The organism is Paraburkholderia fungorum (assembly GCF_046027605.1).
GTDB lineage: Bacteria > Pseudomonadota > Gammaproteobacteria > Burkholderiales > Burkholderiaceae > Paraburkholderia > Paraburkholderia fungorum_F.
On record NZ_JAQQEF010000005.1, the window covers coordinates 84,670 to 103,130 of the forward strand.

General features: G+C 62.5%; 18 protein-coding genes. 11 read left to right on the forward strand and 7 right to left on the reverse strand.

Going from position 1 to position 18,461, the window contains the following annotated elements:
- Positions 1-33: 33 nt before the first annotated feature.
- The 5 genes from PQR53_RS10885 to rng all read left to right on the forward strand — a co-directional run bounded on the left by PQR53_RS10885 (position 34) and on the right by rng (position 4,222).
- Positions 34-777 carry a nicotinate-nucleotide adenylyltransferase gene (locus PQR53_RS10885; protein ID WP_408452984.1) on the forward strand — a complete coding sequence of 248 codons (744 nt, stop codon included), beginning with the start codon at positions 34-36 and terminating at the stop codon, positions 775-777.
- A 4-nt stretch (positions 778-781) separates the two neighbouring features.
- A complete protein-coding gene (gene rsfS / locus PQR53_RS10890) occupies positions 782-1,237 on the forward strand; it encodes a ribosome silencing factor (protein WP_408452987.1) in 456 nt (151 codons plus the stop codon).
- 162 nt (positions 1,238-1,399) lie between these two features.
- Positions 1,400-1,870, forward strand: coding sequence for a 23S rRNA (pseudouridine(1915)-N(3))-methyltransferase RlmH (gene rlmH, locus PQR53_RS10895; RefSeq protein ID WP_408452990.1), 471 nt, complete (start codon positions 1,400-1,402; stop codon positions 1,868-1,870).
- Positions 1,871-2,113: 243 nt separating this feature from the next.
- A complete protein-coding gene (locus tag PQR53_RS10900; protein ID WP_408452992.1) occupies positions 2,114-2,743 on the forward strand; it encodes a Maf family protein in 630 nt (209 codons plus the stop codon).
- 9 nt (positions 2,744-2,752) lie between these two features.
- Positions 2,753-4,222 carry a ribonuclease G gene (gene rng / locus PQR53_RS10905; protein WP_154562225.1) on the forward strand — a complete coding sequence of 490 codons (1,470 nt, stop codon included), beginning with the start codon at positions 2,753-2,755 and terminating at the stop codon, positions 4,220-4,222.
- Between the two features lie 143 nt (positions 4,223-4,365).
- On the opposite strand, the gene PQR53_RS10910 is transcribed toward rng, so the two are convergent.
- Entirely contained in the window at positions 4,366-4,773 is a 408-nt protein-coding gene (locus PQR53_RS10910; RefSeq protein WP_408452995.1) for a hypothetical protein, read from the reverse strand.
- 280 nt (positions 4,774-5,053) lie between these two features.
- Between PQR53_RS10910 and PQR53_RS10915 the strand changes: the two genes are divergently transcribed.
- The 3 genes from PQR53_RS10915 (at position 5,054) to PQR53_RS10925 (ending at position 7,439) form a co-directional block, all read left to right on the forward strand.
- Complete coding sequence (locus PQR53_RS10915; RefSeq protein ID WP_323044385.1) at positions 5,054-5,479, forward strand: ribbon-helix-helix domain-containing protein; 426 nt, start codon at positions 5,054-5,056, stop codon at positions 5,477-5,479.
- Between the two features lie 121 nt (positions 5,480-5,600).
- Complete coding sequence (locus PQR53_RS10920) at positions 5,601-6,746, forward strand: extracellular catalytic domain type 1 short-chain-length polyhydroxyalkanoate depolymerase (RefSeq protein WP_408452998.1); 1,146 nt, start codon at positions 5,601-5,603, stop codon at positions 6,744-6,746.
- A gap of 180 nt (positions 6,747-6,926) precedes the next feature.
- Positions 6,927-7,439 (forward strand): phasin family protein, encoded by a 513-nt coding sequence (locus tag PQR53_RS10925; RefSeq protein WP_408453001.1) that lies wholly within the window; start codon positions 6,927-6,929, stop codon positions 7,437-7,439.
- Positions 7,440-7,574: 135 nt separating this feature from the next.
- Here PQR53_RS10925 and PQR53_RS10930 read toward each other — a convergent pair whose 3' ends face one another.
- From PQR53_RS10930 to PQR53_RS10945, 4 genes are all read right to left on the reverse strand, one after another.
- Positions 7,575-8,384, reverse strand: a complete 810-nt coding sequence (locus PQR53_RS10930) for a mechanosensitive ion channel family protein (protein WP_408453003.1) — start codon at positions 8,382-8,384, stop codon at positions 7,575-7,577.
- A gap of 124 nt (positions 8,385-8,508) precedes the next feature.
- Positions 8,509-10,242: a putative bifunctional diguanylate cyclase/phosphodiesterase gene (locus PQR53_RS10935; protein ID WP_408453006.1), complete on the reverse strand. Its 1,734-nt coding sequence runs from the start codon at positions 10,240-10,242 to the stop codon at positions 8,509-8,511.
- Positions 10,243-10,638: 396 nt separating this feature from the next.
- Positions 10,639-11,130: a free L-methionine (R)-S-oxide reductase MsrC gene (gene msrC / locus PQR53_RS10940; RefSeq protein WP_408453009.1), complete on the reverse strand. Its 492-nt coding sequence runs from the start codon at positions 11,128-11,130 to the stop codon at positions 10,639-10,641.
- 178 nt (positions 11,131-11,308) lie between these two features.
- Entirely contained in the window at positions 11,309-11,731 is a 423-nt protein-coding gene (locus PQR53_RS10945) for a TOBE domain-containing protein (RefSeq protein WP_408453012.1), read from the reverse strand.
- A 544-nt stretch (positions 11,732-12,275) separates the two neighbouring features.
- On the opposite strand from PQR53_RS10945, the gene PQR53_RS10950 reads away from it, so the two are divergent.
- From PQR53_RS10950 to PQR53_RS10960, 3 genes are all read left to right on the forward strand, one after another.
- Positions 12,276-13,961, forward strand: coding sequence for an SH3 domain-containing protein (locus PQR53_RS10950; protein ID WP_408453015.1), 1,686 nt, complete (start codon positions 12,276-12,278; stop codon positions 13,959-13,961).
- A gap of 224 nt (positions 13,962-14,185) precedes the next feature.
- Complete coding sequence (locus tag PQR53_RS10955; RefSeq protein ID WP_408453017.1) at positions 14,186-14,674, forward strand: VOC family protein; 489 nt, start codon at positions 14,186-14,188, stop codon at positions 14,672-14,674.
- Between the two features lie 183 nt (positions 14,675-14,857).
- A complete protein-coding gene (locus PQR53_RS10960) occupies positions 14,858-16,063 on the forward strand; it encodes an MFS transporter (protein ID WP_408453020.1) in 1,206 nt (401 codons plus the stop codon).
- Between the two features lie 324 nt (positions 16,064-16,387).
- Here the strand turns inward: PQR53_RS10960 and PQR53_RS10965 are convergent, their stop codons facing one another.
- Positions 16,388-17,191, reverse strand: a complete 804-nt coding sequence (locus PQR53_RS10965) for a transglutaminase-like domain-containing protein (protein WP_408453022.1) — start codon at positions 17,189-17,191, stop codon at positions 16,388-16,390.
- 117 nt (positions 17,192-17,308) lie between these two features.
- Positions 17,309-18,202, reverse strand: a complete 894-nt coding sequence (locus PQR53_RS10970) for a transglutaminase family protein (RefSeq protein WP_408453025.1) — start codon at positions 18,200-18,202, stop codon at positions 17,309-17,311.
- Between the last annotated feature and the right edge of the window lie 259 nt (positions 18,203-18,461).

Here is an 18,461-nt window from a genome sequence, read left to right on the forward strand (position 1 = left end):
GCTTAGGCCCATCAGGCCCGCACCCCACTGCACGTGACCACGACAAAGGATCTTCACCTGAAGCCGAACGCTCATCCTGTCGCCCTGCCTCGCCGGATCGGACTGCTCGGCGGCACTTTCGATCCGATCCACGACGGCCATCTCGCGCTCGCGCGGCGTTTCGCCGAGGTACTGAACCTGACTGAACTGGTGCTGCTGCCGGCCGGCCAGCCGTGGCAGAAAACCGACGTGTCAGCCGCTGAACACAGGCTGGCGATGACCCGCGCCGCCGCCGGCGCGTTGGTGCTGCCAGGCGTGACCGTGCGGGTGGCGACCGAGGAAATTGAACACGACGGCCCGACCTACACCGTCAACACGCTTCAATTGTGGCGTGAACGTGAAGGGCCGGATGCGTCGATTGCGCTTCTGATTGGCGCGGATCAACTGGTGCACCTCGACAGCTGGCGCGACTGGCGGCGCCTGTTCGAGTTTGCTCACATTTGCGCGGCCACGCGCCCCGGTTTCGACCTCGCGTCGATTCCGCCCGTGGTCGCGAAAGAAATCGACGCGCGCCGTGCCCGCGCCGACGTTCTGCAAGCCACCCCCTGCGGCCACTTGCTGATCGATACGACGCTTGCGTTCAACGTCTCGGCCACCGATATTCGCGCGCATCTGCGCGAACAGGTGAACCAGCGGCTCGCCCTCGTGGGCGAGGAACAGCAAGACCAGGCCGCCGCGAGCCATGTCCCCACCGCGGTGTGGGACTATATTCTTCAACATCATCTGTACCACCGGTAACCCCATGGATATTCGCAAACTGCAACGCGTGATCGTCGACGCTCTCGAAGACGTCAAAGCGCAAGACATCAAGGTGTTCAACACCAGCCACCTGACGGCGTTGTTCGATCGCGTGATCGTCGCGAGCGGCACCTCGAACCGCCAGACCAAGGCGCTCGCGTCGAGCGTGCGCGAGAGCGTCAAGGAAAACGGCGGCGACGTCATCAGCACCGAAGGTGACGACGTCGGCGAATGGGTGCTGGTCGATTGCGGCGACGCGATCGTGCACATCCTGCAACCGGCGCTGCGCCAGTACTACAACCTCGAGGAAATCTGGGGCGACAAGCCGGTGCGCATCAAGCTGTCGACGCCGGATCCGTTCGGCGGCGCGCGCTCGAGCGAGCCGGACGACGAGGACGAAGAGGAAGACGCGCCGGCTGTCAAAAAACCCGCACGCAAGGCGCCGGCACGCCGCAAGTAAGCGGCTGGCTGGCAAACCGCTGAAGTTTGCGGTGCGTAGTCGGCGTTTGCGTTGGCGATTGCAGCGCTTGCGCCCTCGATTCCACCCGTAGCTGCTTCCGTGCGTGCATCCGCGATAACAACCGTGATTGCATCCGCGCGTGCATCCGCGATTACATCCGTCATGAAACTGCATATCCTCGCTGTCGGCCACAAGATGCCGGACTGGATCGCCACGGGCTTCGACGAATACGCGAAACGTATGCCGCCAGAGTTGCGGATCGAGCTGCGCGAGATCAAGCCCGAGCAGCGTTCGTCGGGGCGTCCCGCCGAAAGCGTGATGGCCGCCGAGCGACAGAAAATCGAAACCGCGATGCCGAAGAACGCGCGCATCGTCGCGCTCGATGAACGCGGCAAGGACTGGACCACGATGCAGCTCGCCGGCGCCCTGCCCGGCTGGCAGCAGGACGGCCGCGACGTGGCGTTTCTGATCGGCGGCGCCGACGGGCTCGATCCCGATCTGAAAGCGCGCGCCGATATGCTGCTCCGCGTCTCCAGCCTGACGCTGCCGCACGCGATGGTCCGCGTGCTGCTCGCCGAACAGCTTTACCGCGCGTGGACCATCACGCAAAATCACCCCTATCACCGCGTGTGAGCGAACGAGCCAGCTGACAGATCGCGCGTTTTCCTGTCGCCTGCGCAGATCGACGGGCTTATAGACGAGTTCTTCGACGCGATTTTTCGGCTTGCTTGTCGGCTTGCTTGTGGGCCTGTTCATCGAGCCATTTTATCGGCACGCCTTTGGCGGTGTCCTTCTGCACGCTGATCGACGCTCGACTGACACGCGCGCCGCGCGCTTCTCGCGCATTGACACAATCCGCCTCATCGAGACCCGTTCATGCCAACGCACACCGCTCCGCTGCATCCGTTCGTCTACCTCGCGTCTCAGAGTCCACGCCGCCAGGAGCTGTTGCAACAGCTCGGCGTGCGTTTCGAACTGCTGCTGCCGCGTCCCGATGAAGATGCCGAAGCGCTCGAAGTCGAATTGCCCGGCGAGCGCGCGCACGACTACGTGCAGCGCGTGTGCATCGCCAAAGCTCACGCCGCGCGCGCACGACTCGTCGCCGGCGGCCATGCTGTACGGCCGATTCTGGTTGCCGACACAACCGTCACGATCGATGACGCGATCCTCGGCAAACCCGTCGACGCCGACGATGCCGTCGCGATGCTCACGCGTCTTGCTGGCCGCGATCACGAAGTGCTGACGGCCGTCGCGGTGGTCGACGCCGAAGGCACGTTACTGCCTGCCGCGCTATCGGTATCGAAGGTGCGTTTTGCTGCACTGCACGCATCCGTCCTGCGCCGCTACGCCGCCAGCGGCGAGCCGCTCGGCAAGGCAGGCGCGTATGGTGTGCAGGGCCGCGCCGCGGAGTTTATCGAACATATCGACGGGTCCTATTCAGGTATCATGGGTTTGCCGCTTTTTGAAACCGCTGCCCTCCTGCGTGCAGCGCGCATCGACTTCTAAAATAACACCATGAATGAAGAAATCCTGATCAATGTCACGCCGCAGGAAACGCGAGTCGCGCTCGTCCAGCAAGGCGCCGTCCAGGAACTTCACGTCGAACGAACGCTGTCGCGGGGACGCGTCGGCAATGTCTATCTCGGCAAAGTCGTCCGCGTGTTGCCGGGCATGCAATCCGCCTTCATCGACATCGGTCTGGAACGCGCCGCATTCCTGCATGTAGCCGATATCTGGCACCCGCGCATTGCGGGCGAACCGCAGCATCAAACGCCCCATCAGCCGATCGAAAAGATCGTTTTCGAAGGCCAGACGCTGATGGTGCAGGTCGTGAAGGATCCGATCGGCACCAAGGGCGCAAGGCTGTCCACGCAAGTGAGTATCGCCGGGCGCACGCTCGTGTATCTGCCGCAGGAGCCGCACATCGGCATCTCGCAGAAGATCGAGAGCGAAGCCGAACGCGAGGCCGTGCGGGCACGTTTGACCGCCGTGTTGCCCGCCGATGAAAAAGGCGGCTACATCGTACGCACCATTGCTGAAGATGCGACCAGCGAAGAGTTGGCGGGTGACGTCGCGTATTTGCGCAAGACCTGGGCGACGATCATCTCGCAAGGTCAGCGCATGCCGCCGACCAGCCTGCTGTATCAGGACCTGAATCTCGCGCAGCGTGTGCTGCGCGATTTCGTGAATGATGAAACGTCGCGGATTCAGGTCGACTCGCGCGAGACCTATCAAATGCTGGCCGACTTCGCGGCGGAATTCACGCCGGCGGTGTCGTCGAAGCTGCATCACTACACCGGCGAGCGGCCACTCTTCGATCTGTACAACATCGAGGCCGAGATTCAGCGCGCCTTGTCGCGCCGGGTCGATCTGAAGTCCGGCGGCTATCTGGTGATCGACCAGACCGAGGCGATGACCACCATCGACGTGAACACCGGCGGTTACGTCGGCGCGCGCAACTTCGACGACACGATCTTCAAGACCAACCTCGAAGCCGCGCACACGATCGCGCGGCAATTACGGCTGCGCAATCTGGGTGGCGTGATCATTATCGACTTCATCGATATGGAGAACGTCGAGCATCGCGATCAGGTGCTCGGCGAGTTGAAGAAGGCGTTGTCGCGGGATCGTACGCGCGTGACCGTGAATGGGTTCTCGCAGTTGGGGCTGGTGGAGATGACGCGCAAGCGCACGCGCGAATCGTTGGCACATGTGCTGTGCGAGCCCTGCCCGGTTTGCCAGGGCAAGGGGCAGGTCAAGACGTCGCGCACGGTGTGCTATGACGTGTTGCGCGAGATTCTGCGCGAGTCGCGGCAGTTCAATCCGCGTGAGTTTCGCGTGGTGGCATCGCAGCAGGTGATCGATCTGTTTCTTGAAGAAGAGTCGCAGCATCTGGCGATGCTGATCGATTTCATCGGCAAGCCGGTATCGTTGCAGGTGGAGTCGAATTTGAGCCAGGAGCAATACGATATTGTGCTGATGTAGCCGCGCACGCCTTCGTACCTTGCGACAAAGCACGACCGTCGCGCAAATCAGCTTCGGATTTTCATGCTGCCCGCGTCACGCGCGGGATCACAGCCGCCGCCGCGATCGCTACGCATGTAGCGATCGGGTGCGCTCCGCGCCCTTCACTCCTCACACTTCACATCCTCTCTACGCACCACGACGATCGCCGGGTACGTCCCGTGATCGAGTTCCACGCGCGCCACCACGGTGAGCGTCGTGTCATCGGTGTCGTCGTACACGCTGACCCGCTCGTTCCGAAAGCTGGTGAGGCCGACGCAGTCCGACGCGCGGCCCTCATCGGAGATCTTGCACTGGATCGGGTTGTCGGCCAGGTAGCGATACTTGCTGGAGTTCGCCGTCGCCATGTATTCGCGAAAGCTTTGAGCCGATCCGCCAATCCCCGTGACGTTCGCGATCGCGCACGATTGTTTTGGCGTCGCATTGCTGGTTGATGTTTGTGCTATCGCGTGCGCGCTCGCGGCAGCAATGGCGAGGACGAGGACGAGTGACGATGCGATGAGGTGCTTCATGGCGCGGTTCCCGTTTTGCGGATCTAAGCGCAGGATTGTAAAGGCATCCCGCGCGGACCATCTGATTGGGACACAGTTTCCGCTGTGCGCGCTGTGCTCAAAGGGCCATCGCCCCAGGAAGAACGGCGGGCATTCCCGTCCGTGCAACAACCGCCGCAAAAACCTCTACCGGCCCTCAATTTCCCCGTTGACGCTATCCCAACCCGAAGCGTATAACCATCCCATTGGATGTTAATTGGATGGTGTTCGGATGTTCTCCGGATGCCGAACGGGATAGAAAATGGCCAACCTCAAACTCATCGACACCTCTCGTCCCAAAGGCGGTGAGACCGAAAAAATCACCATCAACCTTGGCCCAATCGACCTCGGCCAGATCGATTTACTCGTCGAAGAAGGTTTTTACTCGAACCGCACCGACCTGATTCGCACGGCGATCCGCAACCAGCTTGGCGTACACGCGCAGGTCGTCACGGAAACGGTGACCCGGCGCGCAATGGTGCTCGGCTTGCAGCACTTTTCGAGGCAGGACCTTGAAGCCGCTCAAGCCGCGAACGAACGACTGGACATTCATGTGCTCGGCCTCGCCAGCATCGCAGCCGATGTGCCGCCGGAACTCGCGGCGGCCACGATTGCATCGGTGGAGGTGCTCGGTGCATTTCACGCGTCGCCCGCGGTCAAGGCGGCGCTCGCCGGCCGCATCAGGTAGACCGCGTCTGGCATGGCTGATCTTACGGTTGCAGACGTGGTTGGACACGTTGTTGAACCAGTGAAGCTCATCGCCTGCCCAGCCACGCCTTCTGCAACTCAACCTATAACCGCTTACGATCATGAAAATGAATGAAGATTTCCTGAAGTCGATGAAAGAAGCCTTCGACCTGCTTCAAACGAAAGGAGCGAAGGAAGCGACCGCGGCGGTTCAGCGCGCGCTCTCGGGTGCGTCGGCCGAAGCCGGCAACGCATACCCATCGCACACGCCGCAAGGCGTCAACGAATGGACACGAGCGTGGACGCAGCCACATCCGCAAACTCAAACGCAGACTCAAACCCAAAGTCAGGCACACGCCCGCACCACGCCACACGCACCCGCCGAGCGTACTGTCCACGCCGACACGCCCGGCAGCTTCAGCACCCATACCTTCAGCAACAGCGCGGGTCAACGCCAATACAAGCTCTACGTGCCCGCCGTCTACAACAGCGAACCGTTGCCGCTCATCGTGATGCTGCACGGCTGCACGCAAAACGCCGACGACTTCGCGGCCGGCACGCGCATGAACGAAATGGCCGAGCGCCATGGCGTCATCGTCGTGTATCCGAATCAGTCGCAGGCGGCCAATCATTCAAAGTGCTGGAACTGGTTCAAGCCTGCCGACCAGCAGCGCGATCAGGGCGAGCCTTCGTTGATCGCCGGCATCACGCGTGAGGTGATGGCACGCTATCGCGTCGATCCAGCACGCGTGTATGTGGCGGGTCTATCGGCGGGGGGCGCCATGGCGGACATCATGCTGAAGACATCGCCCGATCTGTATGCGGCAGCCTGCGTGCATTCCGGCCTCGCGTACGGATGCGCGAAAGATCTGCCCTCGGCGCTCGCCGCGATGAAGGGCGGCAAGGCGCATCGCAACCGCTCATCCGTCGAACCGCAACGCCCGCTCATCGTGTTTCATGGCGACGCGGACACGACGGTCCATCCGTCGAACGCCACAGCGCTCGTAGCGGGCTTCGACGCCGGCGTCACGACAGTCGGCACGCCGTCGCACGCGGGAGGTACCCCGGGCGGCCAACGCGGCTGCACGGTACAGCGGCTCGTCGCCGCGAATGGCGTGGAAGCGGAGCATTGGTCGATTCATGGCGCGGGCCACGCATGGGCAGGCGGCAGTCAGCGCGGCTCTTACACGGACCCATCCGGCCCCGACGCGGCGGCCGAAATGCTGCGCTTCTTCCTCGCCCATCCGCGAACTTCAACCGCGCACTAATTACTTTCAACCGACGAATGATCGTGACGAAAAGGCTGTACATCCAGCCGCAAAGGTATAGAGTGGCTCATGTTGCAGCGCAGCAAAATCACTGCGCCGCGTCGACCTGCCGTCTCGCTTGAGACCTGGCCTCCGAAATCCTTTGGACGCCTGCACCGGGTCACTTCGGAGATCACCACTATGCAAAGCCCCGCGATCGAACATAGCGCCGCCTTTGGTCAACGCACTTTCAACATCTTCACCGACTTGCAGCTCGACGGCCTGGCTTGCCTGCAAAAACTCGGCGAGCTCAATCTCGCGGCGCTGAAGGCAACCGTCACCGAAAGCAAGAACGCACTGTCGGCCGGCCAGTTCAACGTCGCGCCGTTTGCGGGCCCGTCCGATATGCAGCAGCAAATGGTTCAACGCACCCTGTCGTACGCACAGCACGTCAAGGAAATCGATGCGCAATTCACCGCGGCGTTGAACAAGGCTGGCGAAGCCCTGCGCGAAGAGTTCGGCGCCAGCGCGGCGCAGTTCGGTGCGGGCTTCGGCCAGACCACGCCGTTCAGCTCGGACAGCGCGTTTGGCGCAATGCAATCCGTGATGGCTTCGATGATTCAGTCGGGCAACGCGATGCAGGACAGCATCAAGCGTGTATCGGGCGCCATGACGGGCACGGCGGTCACCACTATGGACGCCGCCGCACAGTAAGTCTCGCGTCGTAACACGCGGTATAGCGAGTAAAGGAAAGGGGCCAATCGGCCCCTTTCTCGTTTCCACGTATCGGGGATGCCACGCCTCTTAAGCGACGCGCGCGCGGAGCGGCAAGCACGCGGCAAGCACGCACTAAGCCGCCACAGGACAGCCGGCCTGCTCGAGCGCGGCCTGTGCATGGTCGTGCAGATCATCCGTGGTGAGCGACGCGTCCGGCGAGCGCACCCACGCGGCGATCCGCAGCGTAGCGCCGCCCCGCTCGGGATAGTCCGCCACGGTAATGACCGGCGCAAGCGTCGAGCCGGTCAGAACACGCGGCTCGTCGGCGACCAGTTTCTTCAACTCGCCGATCGCCGCATCCACGTCTTTGCGTTGCGCGAGTCCGACTTCGACCTCGATCCGTTGCGTGCCGCCGCTGCTGTAGTTGATCACCGGATTACTCCAGATCTGACTGTTCGGCACGAACACGGCATTGCCGTCGCCGCGTTCGATGCGCGTCGTGAACAGCCCCACTTCGCGCACAATGCCCGCGGCGGCCCCGCTACCCTCGATCACATCGCCGACGCGAAACGGCCGCAGCATCAGCAACATCATGCCGGCCGCGATGTTCTGCAAGGTGCCCTGCAAGGCGAGGCCGATCGCGAGACCGGCAGCGCCGAGCACCGCCAGCACACTCGCCGTGGCAATGCCGACTTCGCTTAGCGCCGCGACGAAAACGAGCACGCGCACAGCCCATGTCCCCATCGCCGCCAGCATGGGCGCGAGTGTGGGATCGGCACGCGTGCGGGCGAGCGCCTTTGCGAAGAGCGCGCCGACCCGGTTCGACAGCCACCAGCCGACAATCAGAATCAGCACCGCCAGCACGATATGAAGGACGTCGTGCGTCAATGTGACAAGCAGCGACGGTTGGAAATGCAGTAGACGGGAAAGAAGATCGTTCATTGTTTCCTGCGCTCCGTTGCGTATGTTCTCCTGACGCAAGGAAGCAGGATATGTTCCCGCGATTTGCACTATTGCGGCTGAGGCACAGCGCTTGCGGAAACCGCTCAGGGCAAAGGGGTGCGTGTCAGGCCGTGCCTAACGGTTTCAGCAAATTGCGCAACGCCGCGATAGTGACGGGCCGCGAGAACCAGAATCCTTGCGCCTCGTCACAGCCGAGTGCTTCCAGTTGCGCGGCCTGTTCGGCGGTCTCCACGCCTTCGGCCGTCACGCGCAGTTTCAACGCGTGGGCCATTGCAATAATGGCGCCGACAAGCGCCGCGCATTGCGGGTCGGTATTCATGCGCATCACAAACGAACGGTCGATTTTCAGGCGATTCAGCGGAAACCGCGTGAGATAGGCAAGACTCGAATAGCCGGTGCCGAAGTCATCCACCGCGACTTCAACGCCCAATTCGCGCAACGCATGCAGCGTCTGCAATGCCAGCTCGGTGTCGCCGAGCAGCGCGCCCTCGGTGATTTCCAGCTCGAGATACGAAGGGTCGAGCGCCGCCTCTTCGAGCGCCTCGCGGATCGTCTCGAACAGATTGTGCCGTTGGAATTGCTGCGGGGAGACGTTTACCGCGATCCGCGGCAAGCTACCGGTCAGCCGCAGCAGTTTGCCGGCATCACGGCACGCAGTACGAATCACCCATTCGCCGATCTGCTCGATCAGGCCCGCCTCTTCCGCGACCGGCACGAATTCGGCCGGACTGATCAAGCCACGCTGCGGATGGTTCCAGCGAAGCAGCGTTTCCACCTGCGCGATGCGCCCGTTGGCGAGCGTCACCTGGGGTTGATACACGAGATGCAATTGCTGACGTTCGAGCGCTTCGCGCAGCATGGTCTCCAGTTCGAAGCGGCGCGCCGCCTGACCTTCGAGCGCGGTGGAAAAACGCCGCACCGCATTACCACTTACCGCCGAAGCCGCCGATAACGCCACCCCCGCGCGACGCATCAGCGTCGGCGCATCGGCACCGTCCGCAGGATAGGCGACGATGCCGATACTCGCCGTAATGTTCAGCGTGGTGCCGGCGTAGTCGATCGCTTCCGCGATGCGGCCCAGTGCCTCGGCTGCGAACGCATCGGCTGCGGCGCCGGTTTCATTGATCAGCAGCGCGAATTGCGTGCCGCCGATCGAGGCGATCGTGCCGTCGTTGGGGAACAGTCCGCGCATCCGCTCACCGACGATCTGCAACACCAGCTCGGCCGCATGCAAACCGAGCGCATCGCGCAGTTTGCGCAAATGATCGAGCTCGGCGATCAGCACGGTAAAGCCACTGCCGTTGCGTTGACAGCGCCCGATTGTGAGCTCGAGTCGTTCAGTGAAGAGCGTCTGATTGGGCAGACGGGTCACGCCGTCGTGATGCGCGACGTACCACAAGCGCGCTTCGGATTGCGCGTAGCGCGTCATATCGATCGCGATGCCCACATAGCGGGCGGGCCGAGCAGCGAGACTGCCGGGATGCGCCGGCTCGGCGGCAGTCGACGCCACAAGCGGTGCCACAATCGGCGCCAGCGCGAACACCACGCGAATCGGCGTGCCGTTGCGCCGCACATAGGTCCATTCGCCTTCGTAGCGCGCGCTGATCGCCGACAGCGGCGGCAATTCGGTGCGCCGCCTCGCGAGTTCGGCCGGATCGAGCAAGGATTCAAATGAGCGCCGGCCGATCAGTTCTTCGGCGGCAAAACCAGTCAGCTTTTCGAAAGCCACGTTGACCGAGTCGAACCTGCCGTCGGCCGTGCAGATGAACATGCCGTATGGCGCCGCCGCAAGCGTGGCGTCGCGTGCGCGCGCTTCGGCATAGAGGTGTTCTTGCATCGCGCCGGCCTTTGAATTTTCTGGTATTGAAAGCAAGTGAGCGTTTTTTTCTGGCGCGTACGACGCAAGCGCCGAAGCTGGCAGATTCGGTCCAATCCGCCCGCCAACCGTGCGTATGATAGCGGCTTTCCCGGCCGCCCCGCCGCGCCTGCAGCGCATTCTCTACGCGCAATCGTTTTCCTCGGCGTATTCCCCGACTCCGGCAGCAGCACGTCCGTTATCGCGCAGATCATAAAGCGTTTGCTATGACCGGATACGCCGCGTTTCATTACTCAATGCGCACCGGCCTGCGACGCCTTCGCGCAGCGCTCTGCCGGATTGCCGACCGTTGTATCTACCGATATATTTTGCTCGCCGCTCATGCATGTCTCCAAAGCGTGGCGGGGTTCGTGGCGCTTATGGCAGCGCGGCTTCGATAAACACCGCGCAGAGCGCTTCCATGCCTTTCGCATCTTCTTCGTCGAAGCGCGCGACGACCGGGCTATCGACATCCCACACGCCGATCAGCGTGCCGTCCGGTGCGACGAGCGGCACGACGATTTCCGATTGCGATGCGCAATCGCAAGCGATATGACCGGGGAATTCATGCACATCGCGCACCACTTGCGTCTGTCGGGTAAGCGCTGCCGTGCCGCATACACCCTTGCCGAGCGCGATGCGCACGCAGGCCGGCTTGCCTTGAAACGGTCCGACCACCAGTTCGCGGCCGTCGTGGAAATAGAAACCGGCCCAATTCAGATCGCTCAGCGAATGGAACACGAACGCGGAAAAATTCGCCGCGTTGGCGATCCAGTCGGTTTCGTCGGCGAGCAGCGCGCGCGCCTGGGCGACCAGCTCTTCGTATTGCGCGGCTTTAGGGAGATGCGAGGCGGAGGAGACTTCGAACATGACGGCGTCCGTGATGAAGGCGGAAAGAGGAGCAGCAAGGCTGTGCAGTGTAAAGCAAGCTGCCCTTTCCTTCACGGCACGGCACGTTGCGCATGCCGCCCTCTTGCCGTCCGACCTACGTGCGGCCTGATGGCTTTATGCGGACATTAGCTCTGCGAACAACGCCACGCATAGACCGTTATTCCACCCCGATGATCACGCTCGATGCCTTGAAAATAGCCGTCGCCGCTTTGCCGCTCGCGAGGCCGAGGCGCTCGACGCTTTCGTTGGTGATGATCGCGGCGACCTGCGCGCCGCCCGCGCTGATGGCCACTTCCGAATTCACGGCGCCCTCCGTCACCGCCGACACCGTACCGGCGATGCAGTTGCGCGCCGACACCTGGCTCGCCGTCACGTCGACCATCACGATCACCGACGACGCCTTGACCAGTGCGAACGCCTTCTTGCCTGCGGCAAGGCCGAGCGAGCTCGCGCTGCCGTGCGTGATGATCGCGACGATTTCGAGCCCGTCCTGGGTGCGCAGCGTGACTTCGTCGTTCACGGCGCCGTGTTTGACTTCGGTGATTTCGCCGGCGAATTGATTGCGTGCGCTGGTTTGCATGGTGTTCTCCTGGTTGCTTGAGCCTCGTGAAACACGGTTTGAGGCGATGTGCCGAGTGTGGCGAAACGCCCGGTTTGAGCGGCAACTTGGGCATGAAGTGCGGTGACGCAGCCGCTATTGACGCTTCGAACCTCAATGAAACCACATAGCGTTGTGTAAATACACTCATAAAGCCGATAAAGCACCCCGCAGGGCATTGATATGCCGCCGTCACGTTCGCGAAACGTCGCGGTCATGTCAGTGAGGTCGACGCCAGCGCCTCGCCCGCGTAGAGATCCAGCCAGACATCGGCGAGCAAGGGCCCGGCGTAATGACAACATGGCGATCGGCGCGGTATCGGCCGTGCGCGCGGCGCGCCTATAAGCTTGAGAAAGACCCGTTCACTCGTTGCGCGTCAGAGAGACACCTCAAAAATGGCCCCAGACATGCCACCGCGCGTTTCGGCTTCACGAAAGCCGTTGAGCGGCTTGCTCCACGCATCCACCGCCCGGCGCGTCGCGCGACACCGTATCATCGTGCCCTTGGACCCTCACCGTCGAAGCCTATGCCTGTCGCCGTCCCGCCACGCACTGCCGCACGTTTTGCCGCATACCTTGCCACATGCGTTACCGCACGCCGCGCCGTTCGTCTGCCGCACGTCCGCCATGCCGCTACGTTGTGCGCCGCCCTTGCGGCCGCTGTCGCCTTCGCCGCCTGCAGCAATCCGCCGCCGACGCGCGACGCCCACGCGAACGCCGGCACCGTCACGCTGTTCCCCATCGCCAATTACGATCAGAACGTCGACCACTGGCTCGAGCCGGACAGCCCCAGCTACGACCAGCCGTTCCTGAGCCCCGTGGATCAGCAGGCGCATTTCAGAGCCCTCTACGCGCGCTATTTCGGTACCGGCACGCGCGCACCGTCGCCATGGAATTCCGCTTACGTGACGATGCGCGTCTATCGCCAGGAAGGGACGGACATTGCGGCATTGCAGCAGCACCGCATCGGCAAATTCGACAACACCGACAAGAGCGGCGCGGCGCTTGGCTACGGCGAGAATTTCCGGCCGCACGACAAGACGTGGATCGACGCGATCGCGCAAAACATGGACCTCGGCCAGTTCACGCAAGAGGCCGTCTACAAGCCCGAACGCCGCGCGATCGCGACCGGCAATCTGATGGTGCGCGAACTGCCGACCATGGACCCGTCGTTCTACGATCATCGCCTGGCTGGCGAAGGCTATCCGTTCGACAACCTGCAGATCTCCGCAGTCCGTCCGGGTATGCCGCTGTACGTGCTGGGCAGCAGCGTCGACGGCGCGTGGCGCTACGTGCAGACGCCCGACGTACAAGGCTGGGTGCGCAGCGACGGCGTCGGCCTGACCGACGCTGCCTTCGTCGACAGGTGGCGGGCCGCCACCGCGAAGTCGCTGGGCGCGGTGACGGTGGCCTCGGCGCCGGTGCGCGACAGCCGCGGCGTGTTCCGCTTCGACGCGCCCGCCGGCACGCTGCTGCCGCTCGCCCCGAATAACGCCACGCCGCCCATGGCACAGACAAACAAAACAGCGAGCGAAGCAAGTGACGCCGCCGGCACGTCGGCCTCCCGCACGCTCCTCGTTCCGGCTCGCGACGTGGACGGCCAGGCGATCATCCGCACCGCCCAACTGAGCGACGCGCAGATTGCCCCGATGCCGCTCGCCGCCACCCCGCGGCATCTGGCGATGCTGATGAAAACGCTGATCGGGCGGCCGTATGGCTGGGGCAATAGCGGGCTCTACAACGACTGTTCGTCGGAGCTGCAAAGCATCTTCGCGGCGTTCGGTGTCTGGCTGCCGCGTCATTCGTCGACGCAGATGAGCGCCGGACGCCTGATCGATCTGTCCGCGTCCACGCCGGCGCAACGGCTCGACTACCTGACCCACCATGGCGAACCATTGCGCACGCTGATTTACATCGGCGGCCATGTGATGCTGTACATCGGCAACACGACCCGCAACGGCGTCGCGGTGCCGGTCGTCTATCAGGACGTGTGGGGCTTGCGGCCGGCCGACAACAGCGGGCGCGCGGTGATCGGCGGTTCGGTGATCCTGCCGCTGTTCGAACACATTCCGGAGGATGCGACCTTGCAGTCGCTCGCGGCGACCCCGACGTTCCAGATCAGCATCCTCGGTGCGCCGGCCGGCGCAGCGGCAACGCCGGCGGGGCCATCCACACCCGTCACGCCGCCGGACGACGACAATCCGGCCGGTTGAGCCTGCGCGGCGAACCCGCGCCGCACGCCGATGCCCATGTCCACGCCCATGCCCGTGCTCACGGCCACCCCACACCCGCACCCCATCGCACTGCACGCCCGTGCTGAAAAATATTTTTTCCGGAGTGTCGATTCAAAGGCGACGCACTCGTCGTAACGTAGAAGGTCTGGCTCACGCAGCCGGTCTTTCAACTCACGAACCTGTTACTCCAAGGAGTTGCCGTCATGTCCAGCCCCGCTGTGAAACCGATCCCGGACGGGATGCACTCGCTCACGCCGTATCTGATTTGCGCTAACGCAGCAGAAGCCATCACGTTCTACGCCAAGGCGTTCAACGCCGTCGAGCAGTTCCGCCTGCCCGGACCCGGCGGCAAGGTGATGCATGCTTGCCTGAAGATCGGCGACTCCATGCTGATGCTGACCGACGAGTGGCCCGAGCACAACACGTTCGGCCCGACTGCACTAAAAGGCACGCCGGTGCTGATTCACCACTACGTCGAAGATGTCGACGCCAGTTTCAAGCAGGCCGTCGAGGCAGGCGCGAGCGTCACCATGCCGGTTACCGACATGTTCTGGGGCGACCGTTACGGCCAGTTGAAGGACCCGTTCGGCCACAGCTGGTCGCTTGCCACGCACAAGCGCGATCTGAGTGTGGAGGAGATCCAGCAAGCCATGCAGAGCATGCAAGGCACGGAGTGCGGCGGCTCGCAATAAGACGCCTCCCTTCCTGGATGGCGAGTAACGCCGAAGGGTGATGCACGGCGAAGTGACGGGCGGCGGATAAAACGCTTCTGCCCAGGCTTTGAAACAAGCCCGCCTGGCCATGGGACCACGGAACCGTGAGCGGTCGATCTTTGATAGGATCGGTCTCGACCCATACACGGCGGGACATGAACGGTGCGCGTCAACCATCAGGCTTTTTTCTGCTCGCTGTTTGTCGCGCGTCTTGCCGATCAGGTCTTGCTGTTCCTTGTGCCGCTGGTCGTGTTTCAGACGACACACCAGGTATCGTGGTCGGGTCTTGCGTTCTTTATTGAAACGCTGCCGCGTTATCTGGTGTTTCCTTTCTTCGGCGCATTGTGCGACCGCATTTCGCCGCTCAAGCTGATGCGGGTGAGTCAGACTGTGCGGGCGGTGGTGTGTTTCGGCGGCGTGTTGGCTTACGTGGTGTTTGGCGGCATTGGCTGGTTGATTGCGCTGTCCGCGTTGTGCGGCGTGCTGACGAGCCAGGGGCTTGTCGCGCGCGAGGTGATGCTGCCGCAAATCTTCAGCACGCAGCAGTTCCAGCGCGTGCTTGCCTATTCACAGTTGGCTGACCAATTGGGCTTCGTCCTTGGCCCGATGCTGGCCGCTGTGCTGCTCGGCGTATGGCGCTGGGAGTGGGTGGTCGGCGCAGCTGGCATGCTGTTTCTGCTCGCCGACGCGGCGCTGCTACTGTGGCAGCGCACCAGCGGTTTCCGCGCGGGCGATCCGCCTCCCGCACGAGGTCACTGGACGATGCCTGTGCGCATTGCACTGCGCCACGTACTGGTTTTACCGGGCCTGAAAAAAGTCGTGTTGCTCGCTGCCGCCGAGAACCTTGTGATTGGCGTGACGCTTGCGACATCGGCCGCGATGGTGACGGGTCTTCACGCGCAATCGAGCCGCTACTACGCTGGCTTGCAGACAGCTGGCGCCGTGGCCACGGTACTGATTCTTTTGTCGATTGCGCGAAATGCGTGGCCGGCGCAGACCCTTGGCCGGGTCGCTTTCGTGTCGATCTGCGTGGGCGGCGTGATTGCCGGAGCGAGCACGGCGCCTTGGGGCTATGCGCTTGGCTTTCTGCTGATTGTCGGCTTCGACAAGATGTTCAACGTCTACATCCGCAGCGCGCGGCAGAAAATCATTCCGCCCGAGGACTACGGCAAAACGACGGGCGTAATCATTCTGTTGAACAACATGACGCAACCGCTCGCCGGTTTGCTGGTCGGCGTATTCTCGGGACGGGCCCAAACCGGCGCACTGATCGTAGTGCTCTCGGCGACGATGGGTTGCATTGGCGCAGCGGTATCGATCGTCGCGACGCTATCGCGACGCAAGCGCGCGCTAGCGCTCGGGGAATGACAAAGCGCGCGACCCAAAGCCGCCCTGACTCTTCGGCGCGCGCAGCGCCGCCGGAAGTATGACGCCCTAGTCACTCACGCGGAGTGTGCGAGAACACCGATTCCAGATGCACCCCTTCCGCGACTGTGCGAGGGCCTCGCTTATGAGCTGGCGGTGTGAGCCGCTTTCTTTGCTTATCTTTCTTTGCGGCGGCAAAGAAAGTAAGTGCCGCCCCGCACAGGGGCAACACTAATAGACCACTAAGAAAACAAGGAAAGGCCAACGCCCCAGGCAAACAAACCAAAACACAAAAACAAACGCAAACGCCGAAGGCCAAAACCCCTCTTACACAGCCTCACAAACAACATCAAACTTCATCAACTGCGTAGCCCCAAACGCATTACTAATAGCGACATCAGCAGCGTCACGCCCGCGAGCCATCAAAACCCGCCCCGTCCGGGGCACATTATTCCTCGGATCGAAGATCTGCCAACACCCCCCAACATAAGCCTCAAACCACGCAGCAAAATCCATCGTCGCATACGGCGGCGGCGTCCCAACATCACTGATATACCCCGTGCAATACCGCGCCGGTATATTCATCGCCCGGCACAGCGTCACAGCCAGATGCGCAAAATCCCGGCACACGCCCTTCCTCTCCTGCCAGGCCTGCCAGGCAGTCTTCGTCGGCCGCGCGAAATCATATCCAAACACGATATGCTCATGCACATAATCACAAATCGCATCCACTCGCCCACGCCCAAGCGGCATCTTCCCAAACGTCTGCCACGCGAACTCGGATAGCAAATCCGTTTCGCAATAACGGCTACCCAGCAGAAACACCAACGAATCATCAGGCAACGCCTCAACCGCATGTTGCTCGGTAAACGGCGGCCGCCTCTCCGCCTCGGACGACACCTCGAGCACGGCACTCGTCGACAACGCAATCAGCCCCTGCGGCGCCACAATCCGACTGCACAAATTGCCGAAACCATCGCGATACTGCCTGATCGGCACCGGTGGATCGACTGCCAGTAAATCCGGATTCAGCACTTCCTTCGCGTGCGAATAGTGCGTGTTCAACATCAACATCATCGGCGTCGGTTGCACGCACTCATAGACCAGCTCGTAGCCAACGCGCAATTTCATCGCGACACCCTCGTCCAGTTGAAACGTTCAATTGACGCGCCCGGTAAGCAACTCGAGTCGACGCCCCCAGCTAACACGTTCGATTGGTACCAGGACCAACCCACCTGGCCTGCGCCGTCACTGCTCCTCGGTCACGCTCACATCGACCTGCAAACCGCGAAACGAATGCGGCGCGCCATGCCATGTGCCCCACAACGGCAACGCCTGGTAGTAGTTCCACGCCACCGCGACCCGTATCAGATGACGATTGCCGACAATGCTATTGGTCGGATCGAAATCGACCCAGCCGGCGCCCGGCAAATAGATTTGCAACCATGCGTGCGTCGCGCCGCCGCCCTGCGTGGCGTCGTGCTCGGGCACGAACAGATAACCGCTCACAAAGCGCGCCGCGAGGCCAAGCGAACGCACGGCGTCCATCATCAGCACGGCAAAATCCCGGCAACTGCCGCTGCGGTTGCGCAAGGTGTCGCCAGGACGGTGCACGCCCTTTTCCGTGCGGCGCACATAGAAAAACGTGCTCTTGATTTCGAGCGTCATCGCGCGCAGCAGCGCCATCGTCCCGCCTGTGCCGTTCTTGCCGCTGCCGCCGCCCGCCACAGGGACGAAGCGACGCGCCCACTCGTCCACGTCGCTGTCGGGATACTGGCGGCTGCGCGCGTTCACGAGGTCGGATGCTTCCTCGTTGGTGTACGCGAACGGCCAGTTCACCGCGTACGGTTCGAGCGCGTAGTCGGGCAACGGCGCTTCGACATGTTCGAGTGTCACTTCGCTATCGAAGCGCAGTTCGCTCGCCTTGCCCACGAAACTCGCGACCGCCACCGAGTTGTCGAACACGTCATGCAGCCAGTGCAGCCGCGAGGGCGTCGGTGTAATCACCAACCGGTTGGTGACGAGGCGCAAATCGTGACTGGCGCGCGGGCGGAACATCATCCGGTGTTCGCCGAACCGCACGGGTTCCGAGTAACGGTAGATGCTGACGTGACGTACCGTGAAACGCTGGGGCTCAGTCATCTGACAGGCCGATGGATGCAACTGGGTTCGTCCTGAGCATCGCGTTCACGCTGGTAAAACCGCTGCCGCGGCAGGCGCTCAACGCCCGGCACGGTTTGATCCTGAATGAGCCACGGCCAGGAGTCGGCGTGGTCGAGTGCGCTCAACGAGCAGCTTTCGCTTTGAGCATACACCCGCCATATTGATTGAACTCACTCATTTGGCAGCGGCGTCGCGTAGTCGAGGTTATCAACAGAATCTGTTGACAAGGCTGTGGACA